The 19,216-nt window shown below is 43.5% G+C and carries 14 protein-coding genes; 6 read left to right on the plus strand and 8 right to left on the minus strand.

Annotation, left to right across the window (positions count from 1 at the left end; all coding sequences use genetic code 11):
• Positions 1–32: 32 nt before the first annotated feature.
• Together GGD38_RS14290 and GGD38_RS14295 are read right to left on the minus strand one after the other, a co-directional pair.
• Positions 33–4,100 carry a gliding motility-associated C-terminal domain-containing protein gene (locus tag GGD38_RS14290; RefSeq protein WP_375300154.1) on the minus strand — a complete coding sequence of 1,356 codons (4,068 nt, stop codon included), beginning with the start codon at positions 4,098–4,100 and terminating at the stop codon, positions 33–35.
• Between the two features lie 134 nt (positions 4,101–4,234).
• The gene (locus tag GGD38_RS14295) at positions 4,235–7,216 is read right to left on the minus strand and encodes a PKD domain-containing protein (protein WP_375303838.1); all 2,982 of its coding nucleotides are present in this window, start codon (positions 7,214–7,216) and stop codon (positions 4,235–4,237) included.
• 286 nt (positions 7,217–7,502) lie between these two features.
• Between GGD38_RS14295 and GGD38_RS14300 the strand changes: the two genes are divergently transcribed.
• The 3 genes from GGD38_RS14300 to GGD38_RS14310 all read left to right on the plus strand — a co-directional run bounded on the left by GGD38_RS14300 (position 7,503) and on the right by GGD38_RS14310 (position 11,684).
• On the plus strand, positions 7,503–9,485 hold the full coding sequence (locus GGD38_RS14300; protein ID WP_375300151.1) for an ATP-binding protein: 1,983 nt from the start codon (positions 7,503–7,505) through the stop codon (positions 9,483–9,485).
• Positions 9,482–10,117 carry a response regulator gene (locus tag GGD38_RS14305; RefSeq protein ID WP_375300150.1) on the plus strand — a complete coding sequence of 212 codons (636 nt, stop codon included), beginning with the start codon at positions 9,482–9,484 and terminating at the stop codon, positions 10,115–10,117. Before GGD38_RS14300 ends, GGD38_RS14305 begins: the two co-directional genes overlap by 4 nt.
• Before the next feature lie 247 nt (positions 10,118–10,364).
• Positions 10,365–11,684: a glycosyltransferase 87 family protein gene (locus GGD38_RS14310; RefSeq protein WP_375300149.1), complete on the plus strand. Its 1,320-nt coding sequence runs from the start codon at positions 10,365–10,367 to the stop codon at positions 11,682–11,684.
• On the opposite strand, the gene GGD38_RS14315 is transcribed toward GGD38_RS14310, so the two are convergent.
• On the minus strand, positions 11,674–12,168 hold the full coding sequence (locus GGD38_RS14315) for a hypothetical protein (protein ID WP_375300148.1): 495 nt from the start codon (positions 12,166–12,168) through the stop codon (positions 11,674–11,676). The genes GGD38_RS14310 and GGD38_RS14315 overlap by 11 nt on opposite strands.
• 375 nt (positions 12,169–12,543) lie before the next feature.
• On the opposite strand from GGD38_RS14315, the gene GGD38_RS14320 reads away from it, so the two are divergent.
• Both GGD38_RS14320 and GGD38_RS14325 read left to right on the plus strand, forming a co-directional pair.
• A complete protein-coding gene (locus GGD38_RS14320) occupies positions 12,544–12,906 on the plus strand; it encodes a helix-turn-helix domain-containing protein (protein WP_375300147.1) in 363 nt (120 codons plus the stop codon).
• 82 nt (positions 12,907–12,988) lie between these two features.
• Positions 12,989–13,954: a helix-turn-helix transcriptional regulator gene (locus GGD38_RS14325; protein WP_375300146.1), complete on the plus strand. Its 966-nt coding sequence runs from the start codon at positions 12,989–12,991 to the stop codon at positions 13,952–13,954.
• On the opposite strand, the gene GGD38_RS14330 is transcribed toward GGD38_RS14325, so the two are convergent.
• The 4 genes from GGD38_RS14330 to GGD38_RS14345 form a co-directional block, all read right to left on the minus strand.
• Positions 13,944–14,927 carry a hypothetical protein gene (locus GGD38_RS14330; protein WP_375300145.1) on the minus strand — a complete coding sequence of 328 codons (984 nt, stop codon included), beginning with the start codon at positions 14,925–14,927 and terminating at the stop codon, positions 13,944–13,946. The genes GGD38_RS14325 and GGD38_RS14330 overlap by 11 nt on opposite strands.
• A gap of 105 nt (positions 14,928–15,032) precedes the next feature.
• Positions 15,033–15,692, minus strand: coding sequence for a hypothetical protein (locus GGD38_RS14335; protein ID WP_375300144.1), 660 nt, complete (start codon positions 15,690–15,692; stop codon positions 15,033–15,035).
• Positions 15,693–15,805: 113 nt separating this feature from the next.
• The gene (locus tag GGD38_RS14340) at positions 15,806–16,573 is read right to left on the minus strand and encodes a hypothetical protein (RefSeq protein ID WP_375300143.1); all 768 of its coding nucleotides are present in this window, start codon (positions 16,571–16,573) and stop codon (positions 15,806–15,808) included.
• Between the two features lie 9 nt (positions 16,574–16,582).
• Positions 16,583–17,365, minus strand: a complete 783-nt coding sequence (locus GGD38_RS14345; protein WP_375300142.1) for an HmuY family protein — start codon at positions 17,363–17,365, stop codon at positions 16,583–16,585.
• Between the two features lie 199 nt (positions 17,366–17,564).
• Between GGD38_RS14345 and GGD38_RS14350 the strand changes: the two genes are divergently transcribed.
• Positions 17,565–17,894 (plus strand): antibiotic biosynthesis monooxygenase family protein, encoded by a 330-nt coding sequence (locus GGD38_RS14350; RefSeq protein ID WP_375300141.1) that lies wholly within the window; start codon positions 17,565–17,567, stop codon positions 17,892–17,894.
• Positions 17,895–18,033: 139 nt separating this feature from the next.
• Here the strand turns inward: GGD38_RS14350 and GGD38_RS14355 are convergent, their stop codons facing one another.
• Positions 18,034–19,023, minus strand: a complete 990-nt coding sequence (locus tag GGD38_RS14355) for a helix-turn-helix domain-containing protein (RefSeq protein WP_375300140.1) — start codon at positions 19,021–19,023, stop codon at positions 18,034–18,036.
• Positions 19,024–19,216 lie beyond the last annotated feature (193 nt).

Genomic DNA, 19,216 nt, shown 5'->3' on the forward strand with positions numbered 1-19,216 from the left:
ATGGTTTAGCGTTTCGCTGCCATGAGCAACGATTAGCGGATCAAATTAATGGTTCCTTTTTTGTTTACGGTTGTACCATCCTGCATCGTCATGTTAAGCACATATACATACACGCCAACAGGTGCCGGTTTGCCTTTATACATTCCATCCCATCCGGGTTGCTGCTGGCTCGTTTCGAAGATCTTCTCACCCCATTGGTTAAAGATCATCAGGTGCATAGTGCCGATGGCGTAGCTCTGAACAGTGAAGTAATCGTTCCTTCCATTTCTATTAGGAGTAAAAGTGTTTGGAACAAAGTACTTAATGCCTGGGATGTGTGCTTTAACCTGGGTTGAGGTTTGTTTTGGACACAGTTCAGAAAGGTTCTGCGCCTGTACAGTTAAGGTAATATCACTATTTGGTACCAGACCCGTGGTTATAGTATGGGTAAGGCCGGCAGCACCGCTTGAAGGCGTTACAAAATTGATTCCATCGGTTGATACTTTGTAACCACCGGCATTGGGTGTGGCTGTCCATGACCATTGTACCATGGCTACTGTGGCGGTATCAACTTTAACTACAGGAGCAGCGCCGAGTATAGCACATAATGCATGGCCGGTAACATTTGCTTTAGCCGAATCACAATCATCGGCAGTACCCATGGCAGCTATGTACAGTTTAACATCAGAGCCAGGTACCAGGCCGGTAACAGTATGCGTAAGGCCAGTGGTTCCTGAAGAAGGCTGTACATAATTCACGCCATCGGTTGATACTACATAACCAGTAGCGTTGGTAACTGCATCCCAGGCAAAGGTTACCGCAGTGTTTGTTTCATTATCAACCCGGGCATTAGGACCAGGGCCCAGCGGCAGGCACACTTTAAATTCTATAGCGCCAATATCGGGTTTTGTTACGCGACGGGTTTTATTATAGATGTCGGTGGTGATGCCTACGGGTGTTCCCTGATTATCCATGGTTACCTCGGTAGGCGTAAAGTCGCCGGTAGCGGCATTTGCCCAGTTTGGATGTACGTAAATTGAATTAGAATCGCACAAAGCATTGGCTAACCAGTCGTTCTTTGTACTTATATCAATTCCACTTACCTGGCCCAGGTAATTTTTGGTACCTGCAGTAGAAGCATTAACGAGCGTGTTATAATCGGAAGTGAATGTTGAGGACGCATTCATGTAAATAACATGTTTGATACCAGTACCCCCTCTTTTAATAGCGAAAATATTATTCTTTAATACAAGGCCATTGGCGGGGCTGCTGCCATTAAAAGCCCGGGTGTTGATTGATGCAGTTGAAGTACCTGCAGCATCTTCCAGCGAAATGGTGTTGTGATAATATAGCACGCTATCACCACTTGAATGAAGTATGCCATACTGGTGACCGCTGCTTTGAAAATTATACATTAAATTATTGCTCACAATCACCGGTTCGAAAAGGTTGGTAGCAGAGGCGCTCATAAAAATACCGTTCACCTGATTGGTGTTTGTTTTAGCTGCACCAAAAGGATCATGCAGTTTGTTTTTGGAAATACGCAGGTTCCTGCTTTTACCGGCTATATATATCATATTGAACTGTGAACCACTGGGAATGTTAGTTGTACGTGTGGGGCGACTGATCTCGTTTCCTTCCACCAGGCAGTTACGTACACCCGCTATATATATACCATACTGGCGAATATCCTTTATGACATTATTCGTAATAACGTTGCCATCTGAGGGGTAATTATCAGAAGAGGTACAGGTTATAGCATATTGCCCCCCAATAATTGTATTACCAGTAACTATATTGCTATCGCAAAAGCTTCCGGTACTGGTATTTGTATAAGCGGTTGCAGAAGGGCTCATACAAATACCAACCAAATCGGTAAGCCCCGAAGTGGTGCTCATATTAATAGTACAGTTCTTAATGGTATTATTATGCGCACCATTTATAAATTGAAAACCGATACCATAACCGCTGGCAGTAGCTTCAGGATTTACCTTAAGGCCATCAAAGATAAAATACGCGGCGCCGTTGAACTTAATCACGGCACGCTCAGTGGTGGTACCTGCTGCCAGGGCCAGCGCAGCGCCATTACCTTTGAAGGTAACGGTATTGGTTGCTGAGGTCCCATTAATATTGGTAATGTTCAATTGTTCGCGGTAAGGCGTTCCATTATCAACCACATTGAACACTACAGGGCCACGAATACCACAGCGAATGGCATTTAAGGCGTCATTAAATGTTTGGAAGTTGGTGCCGCCTGTAGCCTGCGCACTGTTGATGGTATAAGTAGCAGCAGGCAAAGATGGTGATACAATTACCTGCACAGGAACAGAATAGTCAACCTGTGGGCCACAGGTAACAGCCACCCGATAATACAGGGAACCAGCCGCAGTTATATTAGTGGCCGGGTGCGCCAGCACTGTTCCTACATTGGTATATGTACCATTTATGGTTGATGAACTTTGCCATTGATAGGTTTGTCCAACCCCAAAAGAGTTACCCGTAAGGTTCATGGCCATAGGCGTACCCTCGCAAATGGGCGAACCGGGCAACATAGTGGTGGTTCCACCCACAGCAGCGCCGGTACATGTTGGCGTTAAGAACTCATATGCGCCAATATCGGGGTGATCATTATTACGAATGGCGCCAGCAAAATCATTTTGAATACCTGCATATTGTCCCAGGTTGTCGATGGTTTTATCAGTAGGTATCAGCACAAAATTATTCGGGTCGCTGTATAAAGGATCAGAACTTACAGATAACAGGTCTTTGCCTGTTGCGGTTCGCCAGTTGGCAAGGGTGATCTGGCTATTGCTTCCCACACGCCCTACCGCATTAGTACCTGTACTGCCGGCGATGTAATAAAGGTTGCGATCACAGTTGTTAAAAGAAGGTACGGTCTTATTATAATAAAAGCCATAGTTACTTGCGGTAGTGGTTCTGCTAATTGTAAAAATGTTATTCATCACATTCAGGCCGGCCCAGGTATTGGTGTAAACACCGTATGTTCCACCGCTGCCCATATGCACCTTATTCTCCAATGAAATTGTATTGTGATAAACATTCATGTAAGAGCCGCCATCTAAATTAATACCTATTTGCTGACCTGTACTTTCAAAGTCATAAATGAGGTTATTGGCTATTATGTTGGTGGTAGCTGGTGAAGCAAAAGAAGTTGCAACCGAAATTCCATGTATGAAGCTTCCCGAGGCAGCGGGATCGTCTATAACAAGGTTATGTATACGGTTACCAATGATATGCGTATTGATACTGCCTTCATGCAGCAAAATACCTGTAAAACTGTATTGGATCGGAGCTACTATTGCCGGGCGGCTGATATCATTTCCCTGTAACAGGGTACCGTCGTTGTATAATAAATAAATGCCGGCGTACCAGTAGTTGGTGATCTTATTGTTCAACACCTGGTTACCTTTCATATTTACAGGGGTTTGCGGACTAACAGGATTGCTTGACATGGTAACCCCGGTATTGCCACCCGAGATCGAATTATTAATGATCTGATTGCTATCGCAATAACTGTTGCTTTGCGTGCTGGCCACAACATTAGAACCGTTTATTACTATACCCTCGTTATTCTGAGGCACATCGGTGTTAAGATTGACATTAATTGTACAGTTACGAATAATATTGTGATCGGCATCGTTACTAATTTGTACGCCGTATCCAAACTCCGTACTGGTGGTGGCAAGCGCCTCAATTTTCAGGTTGTCGATTATTACATAATCAGCACCCTCTAACTTAATACCCGCACGGGACTGATCGTTGGTAGACAGGAACCTGAGTGTAACACCGTTACAATTGAATGTAACCAGCTTTGTAGCCGAACTTCCTATTTGATCGGTTATAGTTACCTGTTCATTGTAAGGGCCGCTGCCAGCTGCTACATTGAACGTAACAGAACCGGTTATGCCATTCAACATAGCAATATTGGCGGCATTAAATGAGTTATAATTTTTACCAGAAGTTGGTTGGCGGTTATCGATGGTATATACTCCACCGGCGAGCTGGGCCCGTACCATAGCAGGTGCACACACACAACAAATGAGCAAGGCCCTTATTACAAATAAACTACAATACGATTGCAGGCGTTTCAAAATGCGCATAGCAGAAGAATTGGTTTTAGAATGCCGAACGTTTAAGGCACGTTTCGGGTCTTTTATAATCCGTTTAAAATTATTACAGCAAAAGAAAGGTTAACCCAATATTAACAACCGAATGAAAAAACAGTGGTAAAGCACTACCTCACTATCATCACCATTCCACTCAACACGCCATAACCATTATCACCCGGTTTAATAACATAATAGTAAGCGCCGGTTGGTAGTTGATTGCCATTCATTACTCCATTCCAGGGAATGCCGTAACCAACAGATTTGAACACTACCTGTCCCCAGCGGTTGAACACCTGCACAGTGGCATTACGGTATTCTTCAAGCCCCGGAATACGCCAGGTATCGTTCTTGCCGTCACCATTTGGAGTAAACGCATTGGGTATCTTCAACTCCTTGAACACTTTTACCAACATGGTGTCGGAAGCAGTACAACCGAAATCACCGGTAGCTGTAATTACATACCACTGGTTTTCGAGCAATGTGGCCATGGGTTGTAGCTGGCGCGGGTCACTTAAACCCGTTGGCGGCGTCCACAACACGTTTGCAGTAACCGGCGATACCGTAGCTTTTAATTGAATGGGCCTGTTAGGCTCGGTGATCACATCGGGTCCTGCATTTACAACAGGCATAGGATATACCGTAACCTGGCTTGTAACGGTATCGGAATTACAGCCTTCGCTGCTGATAACGTACATCGACACAGGATAGGAACCGTCTTTTTTATATAATTTGGAAGGAGTAGCTCCAGAACCGGCAGTACCATCGCCAAACGTCCATTTAAAGGTGGCGGCAGCAGCATTGCCGGTTAATGTACTTCTATCGGTAAATACAAATGGCTTTCCAACGCATACCGAAGTTTCACTTACATCAAAAGCCGCTTTGGGCCGGTTGGCAAAAGTTGATACCGTAATACTGGTTGTATCATTACAACCAGCAGTTGTTGATGCAATAAGCGTTACCGGGTATGTACCGCTGCTGGCATAAAAATTAGTCGGGCTTTCACTGGTTGATGAGTTGCCATCGCCAAACGTCCAGGCATATTGCATGGGAGCAGGGTTGGTGCCGGGCATGGTTGTTTTGTTCACAAACTTCGATTCACCGCCAGGCATACAAACCACTGCGGGTATATCAAATGCGGCGGCAGGCATACCTGGTATGATAAATTTCTTTGTTACAGGAATAGCGCAACCGTCATCGCTTCTGCCGGCCAATAAGGTAACTTCGTAATTACCGCCGGCCAGGTAAATTCGTTGCGTATCTTTTCCGGTGCCGCCGGTTTCATCACCAAAATCCCAAACCCATTTGTCAACCGTTGCATCGGCAGTAACACCCTTAAAGAAGGTGGTATCGGTAGCGCAAACGGGCAATGTGGTAAAATCGGCGGTAGGGCCTGCTTTTACCACCAGTTCAACTATGAACTTTTCGGTATTGCTGCAATTATCAATATTGGGCGACTGAATGGTTACAGGAATATAATAAGTACCAATAGCAGCAGCTGATGCCGGAATAGGTTGTTTATATACGTTGTACGTTTTACCATTAACGATCTCCGTTCCATCAAGCACCGGGCTTGTGTATATTACATTGTTGCCCGGCGTAATGCCCGGCACTTCACCAAAATGCCAGGCTATACCTGTAAGCGGGTACATGGTTTTTACGTTAATGTAAAATGGCGTGTTGAGACAGGTATATGTATTCGGATGGTCGCTCAACTCATTACGCAACTCGGCCAGGTAAGTAAGGTTGTTTATATAACAACCGGCATTATAACCATAACTTTCATTGGAACCAAGTCCATAAGCAATGGCATTAAAACCCGAATCGCTTGTGATGGTATGTTGTGCAGGTGCGTTTGCCAATTCCTGTACCACAACTTTATAACCGGGCAAACCAGGATGATCAACCGGATTTACTGCGGGACTGCTACCATCGATCTTTAGTGAGGATATGCCGTTTTCATGAATGGTAAGCGATACAAAATTGTTATTGATATTCTCTTTATTGGTACTGTAAAAAGCTACGTTTTTAATAGCCTGTTCCATTGGGCTTAGGAAAATGATCTCGGGGTCGCCTAACCCTTCATTATTACAGGCTCCCTGTGAGGGTACCAGTTGGGCCACCATTATAGGTTTGTCGGCCGTAATGTATTGGGGAACCTTGGAACTGTAATCATAATAGCCATTATAATAACCCGAAACAGGGTTGCCATTGGCGTATACCTGTGTAGTGGGGTCGCTTACATACACGCGCCAACGGTTCTCATTATATTTGGAGGGATCGTTTTGAGCAACCGTAGGCGCAGCTAAATAGCGTGCACCCCATGCCGTAACCGGAAACACCTGCTGCATCAACACATCGCCACCGCTGGTTCCCCATATCTCAGGACAAATAAAAGTTCGGCTGCTTCCAGAAAACATGGTAATAGGATGACACTTTCCATCCGCACCCGGTATGGAGATGGCTTTACTGCCCGACACGTCACTTCCTACAGTACCACCGGTTGCGGTATAGCCCAATACATTGTAAATTTCGCCCTTCTTCAAATTCACATCAAACGGTACCCTTTGTGCACGGCCACCCATAGTTTTTACTGTAGGCGTAATACGTATACGTGTATTGTCTTCGCTGGCAATTACATAAAACCACGAATAGCAACCATCGGAATATTCCTGACTCGCATTTATTGAACTATAGGTATACCCATATGTTTCAACAGGCAATAACATGGCGGCGCCGGAACTTTTGTTGCCATACATATGCGCATAGGCCACTATGGGAATATTGCTTTCAATGTGAACGGCTTTTTTATATAACCCTTCACCGTTTAACCGGCAATCTTCTGCCCCTGATTTTGGAATGATATCAGAAACATATACTGTATTGGCAGGAATGGCGTAGGTCTTCGTCCAACTGGTACCAGGTATGCTTACTGTAACATTGGCCGGCTGCTCAGCACTCAGGTACACTACCATATCCTGAATATTACCTGCCTGAAACAGATCGCTGTGGCCATAGCCTACCCAAAATTCCCTTCCCTTGTTGGTAAAGTTCTGCCCTTGTGACAAAAGGCAGGTGAATGCCAGAATAAATGTCAAAATGACTCTCAAATCAGTTAGCTTTTGCCTACGAATTTATTCTTACATCATTGTAAACTCACCACACCAAAACACCGAAAAGAAAAATAGTGGGAAAGCACTATTTTATTTCTTTAACCCGCTAAATGGTATTAACTTTCCGTTATCTAATCACTTTACGCTTACATTGCCTGGCTTATCCCATTGAAATACATTGCCTGCCAGCCGAAAATATCACCTTTTTAAAAATTGAATATGTATGCGGCGGAAGTATAGCATCGGCCTTCGTTTTTTGTGCTTGACCTTACTGCCTTGCTGTATGAATGTGCTGTTTTTGGGAATTGCTACGGCCCAGGAAAACAAACTACAATCAATGGTTACCGGCACTCCCCTGCCCGATACCAATGCAGTTAACAAACTTATTAAAAGAGCCGACGCCCTGCGCGAACAGGCAATAGACAGCGCTATATATTTATATAACCAGGCAACACGTGCAAGTTTGTCGCTTGAGTATAACTGGGGTGTGGCCAAAGCCTATTTTGGTTTAAGCCGTTGCTATAATAATAAAGAACACCAGCAAAAATCGCTGAGCTATGCCCGCCAAACCCTGGCCTGGTGCCCCGACGACATCCGCGGCCATGAACTAATAGCTTCTACTTACCTCGCACTATCAGAAACTTATTATTATCAAAACCGCCTCGACTCCTGTTCGTGGTATCGCTATGCAGCCCTGCGCGAACTGGAGAACAATAAACTGCTTAGTGCACGTATGCAGCTGGGCGTGTTATGCAGCATTCTTCAGTTCTGGCTCAATGTGCATGAAGACATTCACAACGACCTGTACATACGGGAAATAGTACACCGCATCAATAATATTGAACGTGCTGCCCTTGCCAACAACGATAGCAGCCTGTTGATGAAGATCTATTTTCACAAAGGCGGTTATTATAATAATATTGGGCAGAACGATTCGGCCCGGTATTATTGCGAACGCCATCTTGAACTGGGTAAAGCATTGAAAGCTTCTCCGTCCATGACCATCGCCACCCTGCTCAATATTGGGTTAACTTATATGGACGATAAGTTACCCGAGCGGGCATTGGAATACTATCAAAAGGCCATTGACGAAATACCAGAGGAAAGAAGAAGCGAATACCGGTACTTTATATTCGCACGCATTTTTCAGGGCGAAGCATACAGCATGCAACACAACTGGAAAAAAGCCATTGCAGTAACTGAACCGGCACTTGAAAAGGCCAACAGCCTTAAGATCATTCACCTTATTGACCATGCGCATAAAACCCTGGCCGATGCTTATGAAGGTTTAGGACTTTATAAAAAAGCGAATGAGCATCGAAAGGATTATTCGCTGCTGCGCGACAGCCTGCAAATTTCGCAAAAGCTGGAGATGATGTATGATATGGAAGTGAAATACCGTATCTCGGATAAAGACAAACAGCTTGCGCAAAAAGAACTGGCCATTGAACGGAACGAAAGCCGCATTCGGTCGAAAAACTTCTGGATCATTGCCATCTCAGCCGGTTTCGTCTTAATTTTGGCCATCAGTATACTTATTTACCGGAACAATTACCACAAGCAAACCTTACAGGCCGAAAAGATCCGCAATCTGCGGCAGGATCTTCAGATTGCCAGCCTGCAGGCCATGGTGAACGGAGAAGAAAAAGAACGAAGCCGTATTGCCCGGGAGTTGCACGACGGTATTGGCGGAACACTGGCAGCTATACGCCTGCGGGTAAGCGCCATGGTGCGTAAATATAAAACGGTGCAAACGAGCGATGATTTCAACGAGCTTACGCAAATGTTGGAAGAAGCTTCAGCCGACCTGCGAAAAACAGCGCATAACCTGATGCCGGAAATTTTGTTACAGGAAGGACTGGCCCGTGCATCGACCCTGTTTTGCGAAAGGGTGCGCAAAGGCCATAGTTTGCAAATAAATACGGAGATTTGGGGCAAGGTACGGCGGCTGCCCGGCGACGTGGAACTGACCGCTTACCGCATTATACAGGAACTGATGCACAACATTCTAAAACATGCCCGCGCAACGCAGGCGCTGGTGCAAATCGTCTTTCATGATACGCAGTTGTGCATTACGGTTGAAGACAATGGACGCGGAATGCCAGAAGATGGAAGCCCTAAAGAAGGCATTGGCCTTAGGACCATTCGCGAACGCGTAAAATTATTAAACGGGCAAATTGATACAGTGAGTACACCGGGACAGGGAACAAGCGTTTATATTGAACTGGACCTGGCCGGAGCCAAACAAAACAGCTTTGAACAATGACGATAAAAGTAGCTATTACAGATGATCATCCGATTGTTGCCAATGGACTGAAAAAAATACTGGATGATTTTGAAAGCATCAATGTGGTAGCCGTGTATGCCACCGGTAATGATATGCTAAAACAGATAGGCACTTCTTTACCCGATGTGATGCTGCTCGATATGAACCTTCCCGACCTGGAAGGGCCCGATCTTGCCCGTCAACTACTGAAGAAACTTCCTTCCATAAAGATCATTGTACTTACCAGCTCCGACGTTACTGTACAGGTGAAGAAAATGCTGCAGATCGGCTGCCAGGGCTATTTACTAAAAGACTCCGATGATAAAACCATTGTACAAGCCATTGAAACGGTATACAATGGCGGACAATTCCTGAGCCCTATTATACAGCAGCAACTGGTGAACGATATGTTCAAGAGTAAGAACCAGAAGCAAAACACGCTGCTCACCCGCCGCGAAAAAGAAGTACTGCAATTGATCACCCAGGAGTTTACCAACCAGGAGATCGCCGATAAACTGTTTATCAGTCTGCATACGGTAGACAATCACCGTAGCAGTCTGTTACAAAAGCTCGATGCCAAAAACACGGCTGGTTTGGTAAAAAAGGCTATCGAGAATGGACTTGTAGAGTAAGCCCTAAAAACTCTATATTTGGCGAATAAATTACGATCGCCAAATATGACCGGTAAATATAACCCTGCGAAATAAGTTATCCGATAAAACTTGCAAAATAAATTTGAAAGTACCGGTGCCGGTCTCGCATACCAATAAAATCCAGCATTCATTTCAATCACAATTTCTATAATTAACCTCTTGTGCTGTAGGAAGTGGTCGCTGTAAGATGATCAAATGGCCATTCTAAAAACTTTTCACTGCTGCTATGATTTCATCTAATAAAGGAACATTGATCGCAGGTATTCTTTTGCTCATTACATTAATTTCGGTTTTCTGCAGGGACCAGATTTTGGAACAAGGGGGCACCAACGATCTCAGAAACCGGGTTGTAGGCGCCCGTTTGCAAAAAGATGGCATTCTCCCTTATTTCTATAGGTCCAACGACATCCCCATGCGCTACTATGGCATAACTCATGCGGTAAATGGTGTTTCGGATATAACCTCATCTCCATTTCAGCATACGCTATTTTATTTGTTTGCCGAATATCCTCAAAGGCCCATTTCCCGTATATGGTTTTTCGTTCAATATATAACCCTGCTTATAACATGCCTGTTGGCTTACCGTTTATCGAAAACCAATGGTGAAAAAATAGCTGTAAGCCTGGCTATGATGTTTTTCTTATGCATTGAAGGATGGAAAGTGCACATCGCACAAGGGCAAACCTATATTCTGATCCCCTTTTCTGCAATGATGATTTATTATTGCCTTTCGAAACGTGAAAGCCTGCCAGCCGCTTTTATTGCAGGATTAACGGCCATTGTACTGGTACTGATTCGTCCCAATGTGGCCATATTCTTTATACCTTTCCTGTTTATAATAAAAAGCTATTCGCGTAAATATCTCACCGTCTTTGCTATTCCGATAGTGTTACTTTCCATCATCTATTTTACACCCGAAAAAAACAGGCTATTCTGGAAAGACTATTTTTCGGCAATAGAAGCATCCATTGAATATCACCAGGGACTCGCATCACCTAAGCTGGTAGTTACTCCGAAAAAAAATGTTTTAAAATCGTATGAAGGCTGGAATGTTTTTGAAATAAAAAAGATCCAAAATTTAGCTGTTTATAAGCAGTACTCAGAGCATGGCAATGCGTTCGTCATATATAAGAATCTCTTTCATACAAATATGCCGGTGCCGGTATTGAACCTGATATGCGGCAGTTCGATCATCCTGCTTGTTCTGCTATTTTATTTTACCTCTAAGAAGCATGGCATGTTGGAATTACCGAATGTAGCCATATTTGCATTTTCTTTGTATATGTTAAGTGATCTGTTTTCGCCCGTCTGGCGACATCAGTATTATACTGTACAATGGCTATTTCCTTTACTGGTTGCGGCCTCGGTTTACAAGCCAAAGAATAAATGGGTATATGCCTTCATTCTATTGGGCCTGCTGCTAAACATCACCAATACGTATCTGATAAAAATGGAGCACACCATTGGCGAATATATTTTCTTACTAACCTTTTTTTATATGAGTTTAACAAAAAGTACCAGTGCCGGGCCGGCATCTATTTCGTAAGCATGTAAATGGCATACGGAAGTTTTGTCGCTACAACAGCAAGATTAGTAAATGGGGCCGCCTTCACCCAATCAAGCAATAACTTATTGTCCTTACGCACCTGCATCAATATACGTTTGGCCTTCATCTCGTAGAATACATACTCCACACAACTATATAACGCCTGCTGTATAACCGCAATGGGAGCATGGGGTGCAAATTGAAACCGAAGCGTATAATCGCTATCGCTGATTATGTCACTGACGCCCAAATCATCGAACAGTGCTTCGCAAATATCAACCTGCAATATCGGTTGGTCATTATCCCAGGCCATCATAGACTGTATAAAACTTGAAGCCTGTATACTTTCATAAAAAGAAATAAGGCAACCGGCATCTAAGCCGGTCAATTGTTGCAGCCATTTTATATCATCGGGAATTACAACAGCACGGAATGTAATATCATCTTTCACATGGCTATCAGAACGTGTAACACTGACCATCATTTGCATTTTTATAGCAGTCAACTAATCATAATACCAAATGGATCATCAGGGAACAGAAAAGATTAAAGAGGAAATCTAACAGTAAAAATAAATTTTGAAGCTCGATAAAGGTACATACTTTGCCTATAGAAAACAATGAAAATAGCATTCAAATTAATAAGCCATTTCATTAATAATCAATAGGAATCCTGCACTAAGCGCATCATATTTTGTCCAAACTTCGAATATTTGTCACTGATTGGGTACTAAAAATAATTCCGATTTCATAACGTCAAGTTTGTCAGATACTGTAAATTCCATTCGAAGGGAATACAAGCTATTTCCTTGTTATAACCCCAGCCCTGCAAATTAGTTTAGACCAATTAAACCTTTTCCATGTATCAGATTCACCTATCCATGAAGGATCTTCAAAAGGTCCGCGATGCTGCACAGATCATTATCGACAGAATAGAGCATCATTATACGATCCCGGAACTTGCCGAGTTGGTTGATGTTCCAGAAAAAAAGTTAAAAGCAGGATTTAAGCAACTTTTCGATAAAGGTGCATTCAGGTTTCGGTGTCACCACCTTTGGAGTAAAGTAAAAGGTCTGTTGCTTGAAGACAGGCCCTTGAAGTCAATCGCCCAGGATACCGGCTTTCGCGACAAAAGCGCCTTAATAAAATCATTTAAAAATGAATTTGGGCTCACCCCGGTGCAGTGGAAAAAAGACCAGGAAAATAATGTGCTGAAGGAGTGAGACTGTAAATAAATAAACATTCAAGGCTAAGGCCCGATAAGCGTGTTGGTTCTCCTTATCCATTCATTAAAGCCTGAATGTCATGTATAATAAACTATTCTCCCCCAGGTGGGGAGAGCTTGTCCTTAATGGAGATCTGCATCCATCGGATACGTTATTGCTACAACCCGGCGCAACATGGCAGGTAGCCACCAACAGCAACCGCGATTACAATTTTATCTTTCAGGAACTAAAAAATGAATACCATACCATACGGTTTTATCATTTCAGCTCAAAGAACAGGGAAACATATACATGGGTGAGCGATGCAATGGTATGCCTGCGCATAGGCTGGGAAGAATCAAACATTTTTCATTTACCTTACCTGGGAAATCAAATATTCCATAAACGCGATTATAACCTGTTACAGATTCCCAATTACTCGGCAGAGTTTACATTAGGCCCACAGGCATCGGTAAGCTTTATTGATATACTCTTAGACGAAAGCTATCTTCATTCCATGCAAACCGAATTTCCGCAGTTAACAGATTTTATAGACAAAATAGAACGGCGTTTACCCGCACTGTATAGCAACAGAAATGGCATTGCATCAATAGAAATGCTGCGCTGGCTCGATGAACTGCATCGGGCCACCACAGCAAACACCACCCATCAATTGATAAAGTCGGCATTGGCCGGATTGGCAAACTGTAAAACAAACCGAACCATGAAACTGAACCCATATGATATTGGCAAAATATACCAGGTAGCCGGGTTCATGGAAACATACACCCAAACCATTACACTCAAACAGCTGGCCGACATCTTTGGGTTAAGCGCTTACAAACTGGAGAAAGGTTTTAAAGAGATCTTTGGCTATCCGGTTTTACATCATAGGTATGAAGAAAGAATGCGTAAAGCATTACGATTTGTAAATGATAAAAATTATTCAAGCAAGCAGGTGGCCGACATGCTTGGTTATAGCGAACCACAAAGTTTTAGCCGTGCATTCAGAAAACGTTTTGGTTATGCGCCTTACAGAAATGCGCCAAAGAAAGCTACTCTGTAATGGTTATTGATATGCCGGTTATAAATTTCGAGAGGCCGTCTGCAGTAATTACCCGCACCCTGGTATAAGCGCCTGTTGCCATGCCGGGGGGAATTCTCAGCACAACCCTATCAATAGCACTGCTTACCAGCTCTATTGGCGTATACACCCCACCTGCATATAAGGAAGCCGACGCAGCATTTTGCAACAATGCGCCTCTTACTGTAAATTCGGTACCGCGGGCCAATTTCGATGGCAGGCCGGCTGCATTAAGCGTTGCTGCCGTTGGGTAAATCAGGTTAACCGCATTCCTTCTTGATTCCATGGCATTGTATATGGTAAAAGGGCCATTCACTACTTTAATATCATACAGCTCATTAGGCGGAATACTTAATGGAATAATAAAACGCGGACCACTAATGCCAACCTGGAACAATTCGGCCTGATAGGGAGTGCCGGTTTTTGCAGACACGAAGTATACTTTTGTCTGACTGGTATCCTGCCAGAACTGATCTCCGGACAATGAAAAATAGGCACCTAATGTAAGGCTGGGCGAACCAAAAGAGAACCAGGGCACAGCCGATAGCTGGCTTACTTTTAGAACATATTTCTTAACAGTGCCTGCTGCAGAAGTAACCGTATAGAGAGCACCGGTTTTAAAGGCTACCTTCTTTCCAGAGGCTGGTGAAACGGTGGCCGAATCGGGCAGCGCGATCACCGGTGCAATGCTATCTGGCAATGCCCGCGAATAAGACGGCCAGTATACAATAATACTGTCGGCGGTAATACTCGCTTTTATAACGGTGTCGGCACTGTACTCCTTTATTTCAAATGTTTCTATGTAATTCATTCCTGAGATATGCGTGGTATCACCGGGAATGGTGTTTACCTTATCAACATACTCTTTTTTACAGGAAACTAAACCAACCGCAAGCCAGATGATACTTGCTATAATGATCCTGCTCATGGTTGCTATACAATTTCTATTGTTCATTTCTAATAATTTTACAAATACGCCTTACTCCCTACCCCTTTCAAAAAACAAACAGTTTATATCCTTTATATCAAGTGCGGTTTGAATTAAAAATAAATAATTGCATTAAAGTACTCTGTGGTACTTATAAATAACCTGTGATGTAAGTGCCGGAAAAACGCCACCCGGAACAATGCTTTGTACCTGCAGCACATATGCTTCTGTAGCATTGACAGGGTCACTTACATAAGAATCAGAAGTGCTGTTTGCATCCTTCCAAATAACCACTGAACGGTCAACAGAAGGTACTGTGCTGGCGTATACATAATAACCTAATCCATAGGTTGAGCTTCTATAACCGATCACGTTGTATGGGTTAGCAGGTGTTGTAGTTACATTACCTGGAGCATTTTTAACACTTATTACGTCAATCAGCTCATCCCAATCGGCACATGTAGAATCTTTACTGATAGTACCTACATACCAACTGGCAGTGGCAGGACGAATAAACGAAGCATAATGTCCTTCAAACTGAAGGGTTGGCCCGCCTGCCAGCACTTTTGTAGTGGGCGTCCAGTTTGTGTAAGTATAGCCGTTGCCGGTGCCATTAACAGTATCGGCTGTAGCCAAACAATCAGCAATAGCAACACGTGCGCTGGATAAGGTATTTGATTGCGCTTGTCCATTCCCATTAGCAGATGTGGTATCTACCGACTTTTGACAGCTTGCGAATATCAATGAACAGAATGCTATTTGTAACCAGATGTTTGATTTCGTCTTTCTCATAATATTAATAAGATTTAATAATTAATGATCTGTTGGGATATAGAATGGCTTGCTTTACTGCCAGGAGCAGAAAGTACAGGCGTAATTGTATACTATGTGATCTTTTAAAAAAACTAGATGCCGCTGAACCGTACCGGATAGGTCATGCGATAGATCCGGTTATAACTACGCACCTCGAACCAGTAATCGGTATTGGCCTTAATGCGCCAGGTGCTTGCATCATTTTTATCGTACCGGTAATAATAATACATGAATGTTGTTAATGGCGCCTCCGAAGGGCTCAGGATGCAGGTAAGAACCTCCTTGCCACCACTGGCTGCATCCATCAGGTGAAGTGTAGTATAGTCTGCCGAAGGCACTATATTACTTCCCGTTATTGAAAAATATACATCCACCACCGGGTTGGCGCCAAAATTTAACGCATAAGTTCTGGTAACACTGGCGGTTGACAGCTCATTGATCAGCAGCTTTTCCTGCAACACGATCACCTTCACTGAATACTTACGGGTTGTTTTATCGGCTGCTGTTACCGTATAGGTAAATGGTGAATTGGAAAAAACAGGCACTAGCTCATCAACTGAAGGTGAAATAGCCGCTCCGGCTGGCAACCCTATAGAAGCCACCTCCAGAAAATTCAATGCATAGAAATATGGCAGGTATACGTTGATGGTATTGTCGCTATCGTTTACTGCAGCATAAATACCCTCTGCGGTTGGCGATTGTACCTTATAGGATATTATGCGGTTGTTCTCCCTGGCGATCACCGTATCCTTTACGGCCTCGGCCTTTACATCTTTCCAATTCTCCACCGTTTTCTTACAGGAGCTGGTACTTAATACTAAAACTATAAAACCTGCTATTGTAATTCCAATGTTCTTCATGGTTATACCTTATTTTTTTATCTCGAACCGGGTGCTGCCGGCCGGTACTATTACATATTCAAAGGTGAAATACATATGCGGGGCAGAACGATGCCATTCCGATTGTTTATAAAGGTCTTTATAACAACTGATCATTTTTATTTTGGCATAATTGCCTTTGGCTGTTTTTACCACTACCGTTCTTGGATTAATTTTGGAGCCATTGGCCAGGCGAAGTGTATCATTAAGGGCATATGCCACGTGCTGGTTCTCATATTCATTGTTGCGTACACGTACGCCGCCAAAATCATATAGATACCAGCCTATGCCCTCGCCGAAATCGCCGGCATCATCGGTACCTATTACATTGGCCGCTGTTTTGAACTGGGCATCACCGGGCACGGTTGTTACCGCATCAAATGCCTGTTCCAACACAAGCACCCCACCTGTACCCGAACCGCCCGAACCGTAATTAGCGCCATTTGCGCCATTATTGCCAGAAAGAAAACTATTGTACAGTCCGCCAAATGCAATATCCCACTGACGCGTTTTGGCATACGTGCCGGAGATCTCTTTTTTACTTTCCAGGCTATAATACAAAGTGGCCGGCGCATTGGTGGCATCATCAATGGCAGTGGCTGCAAAATTCTGCACCCGTATAAGCTTATAAAAAACAGTATCGGTTGAAGTAGTAGTGGTATCTATATCCGGCCCTTCTTCTCCGGCGGCGGCATCCTTTTTACAAGCCGATGCATACACCGTCAACAAACCTGTGAGCACCAGACAAGTAATGTTCCTTTTTACTATATACATGAAATTCATTTTGCGTTTATAGCGCCTTGTTATTTGGCAGAGCAAAGGTCATAACAAGCATCGACCATATAAGGAGAAATGAATACCTAAGAAGGAAATTTCGTTCGTAGACAAATTCCGTTTGGGGTATGTTTTTCTCCGTCACAGGTGCATGACAACTACGTGACAATTGTAGTTTTACCCTATAAACATCATGAATATGACCAAACAGTTTGTTGCGATCAACTATATTTCCTGTGAGCCTTCTTACCGCACCCGCTTTGAAGAATTATTTGCTTCACGGGCGCATGCCATCGATACCATGCCTGGCTTTATTAATATGCACGTATTACGCCCGGCAACTGATGGCGATTCATACCTGATCGTTAGCTATTGGGAAACAGAGCATGCCTTTAAAGACTGGACAAAATCAGAAGCGTTCCGTATTGGGCATCAAAGAGGTTTTGCCGACATTGCCAAAGCAAAAGCTGAAGGTAAACAACCACCGGTTTCGAGTGATTTTAAAACATATGAGATCATCAGCGAATGAGAAACCAAACCTCATCTTCGTCTAAGCTATTATTATGGCTGAAGCGAATTGGCATTGGCGGGTTCCTTTTCTTTTTGATAAAAGGACTTATTTGGCTTGCGATATTTTATTATGCCGCGAAACGCTGAACAATAACCGTTCAGCGTTTCACTTTATTTGGTTGATAGCCGAAATACTTCTTGAACGCGCGCGCAAAGTGTACCGGATATTTATATCCAACATAGGCAGCCACTTCCGCTACGGTTTTACCATCGGCCAGCATTTCGCGGGCTTTATCCATTTTCACCTGTTGCAAATAACCAAACACGGTGTTACCATACACTTCTTTAAAATGCTTTTTCAGGTAAGCTTCATTGGTGCCAACCTGGTGCGCCAGGTCAATCAGCGAACAGGGACTATCGAGGTTTTCCATGATGATGCTATGTGCATGATGCATTTTGTCAACATCTGCTTTCTTTAAACCCTTTGGCGGTTCTGCCATCGCCGATGCTCCGGTTATTTGATCGTACTGCTCCAACTGAAATGCCAACAGTTCGAGTGTTTTACTTTTCACATATAACTCCTTATATCTATCGTCTAACGGGCAGCGAAGGATTGTATATAGAATATTGCTGAAAGAATCTGTTACCGGCATATTCACCTTGCTCATAGGTGTGGCCATATCATTGCTAACGCTTTTCTCAAACGCACTGTAATAAGGATGTGTTGCCGGCAGGTAGTTCAGGAAAAGTTCAGGACTCAATCCCAATTCAAAGGTCTCCAGTCTTTCGCCGGGCTGCCAGTTTAAATAGATTTCCTGTTTGTTGAAGAAAAGATAGTTGTATTCATGATGTGCAAAAGAAGCCACCTGCTTTTTACCGCCATCAACACTATATCGTTTGTTGCCGCTAATGGTAAAACTGCATTGAATAAACGACTTTTGGTTATTGATAACCACCTGCCCCTCTTCGCTGGACGCAATATTATAATACCCGAGGCTGATGCCATCGCGCGTCAACATTTCATGTAGTATACCTTCATGCCCCTGTTTGCGAATTTCCCTTCTGCTCTCTTTCAACCCCTCTTTGGCCTTGTAAATATCAAAAGAACAAAATAAGGGCGCAGTTGAAGTATTGATCTTTTTATCCATTTGTTTGACAAAACAATAAGTTTACAAGTTTATGACAAAAACACTAACTCCTTTTTGCAAACGGGAAATTGATTTTCGTTATGCGGAAATATCGCTACCGGTACGCCTTATACTATATATAAATTCCCTGCTGGGTAGCTCTTTTTCCCTATATGGTTGGTGTACCGTTAGACCTTTGCACATCTTTACCGAT

Source organism: Niastella sp. OAS944 (assembly GCA_024809215.1).
In the GTDB taxonomy this organism is placed as follows: domain Bacteria; phylum Bacteroidota; class Bacteroidia; order Chitinophagales; family Chitinophagaceae; genus Niastella.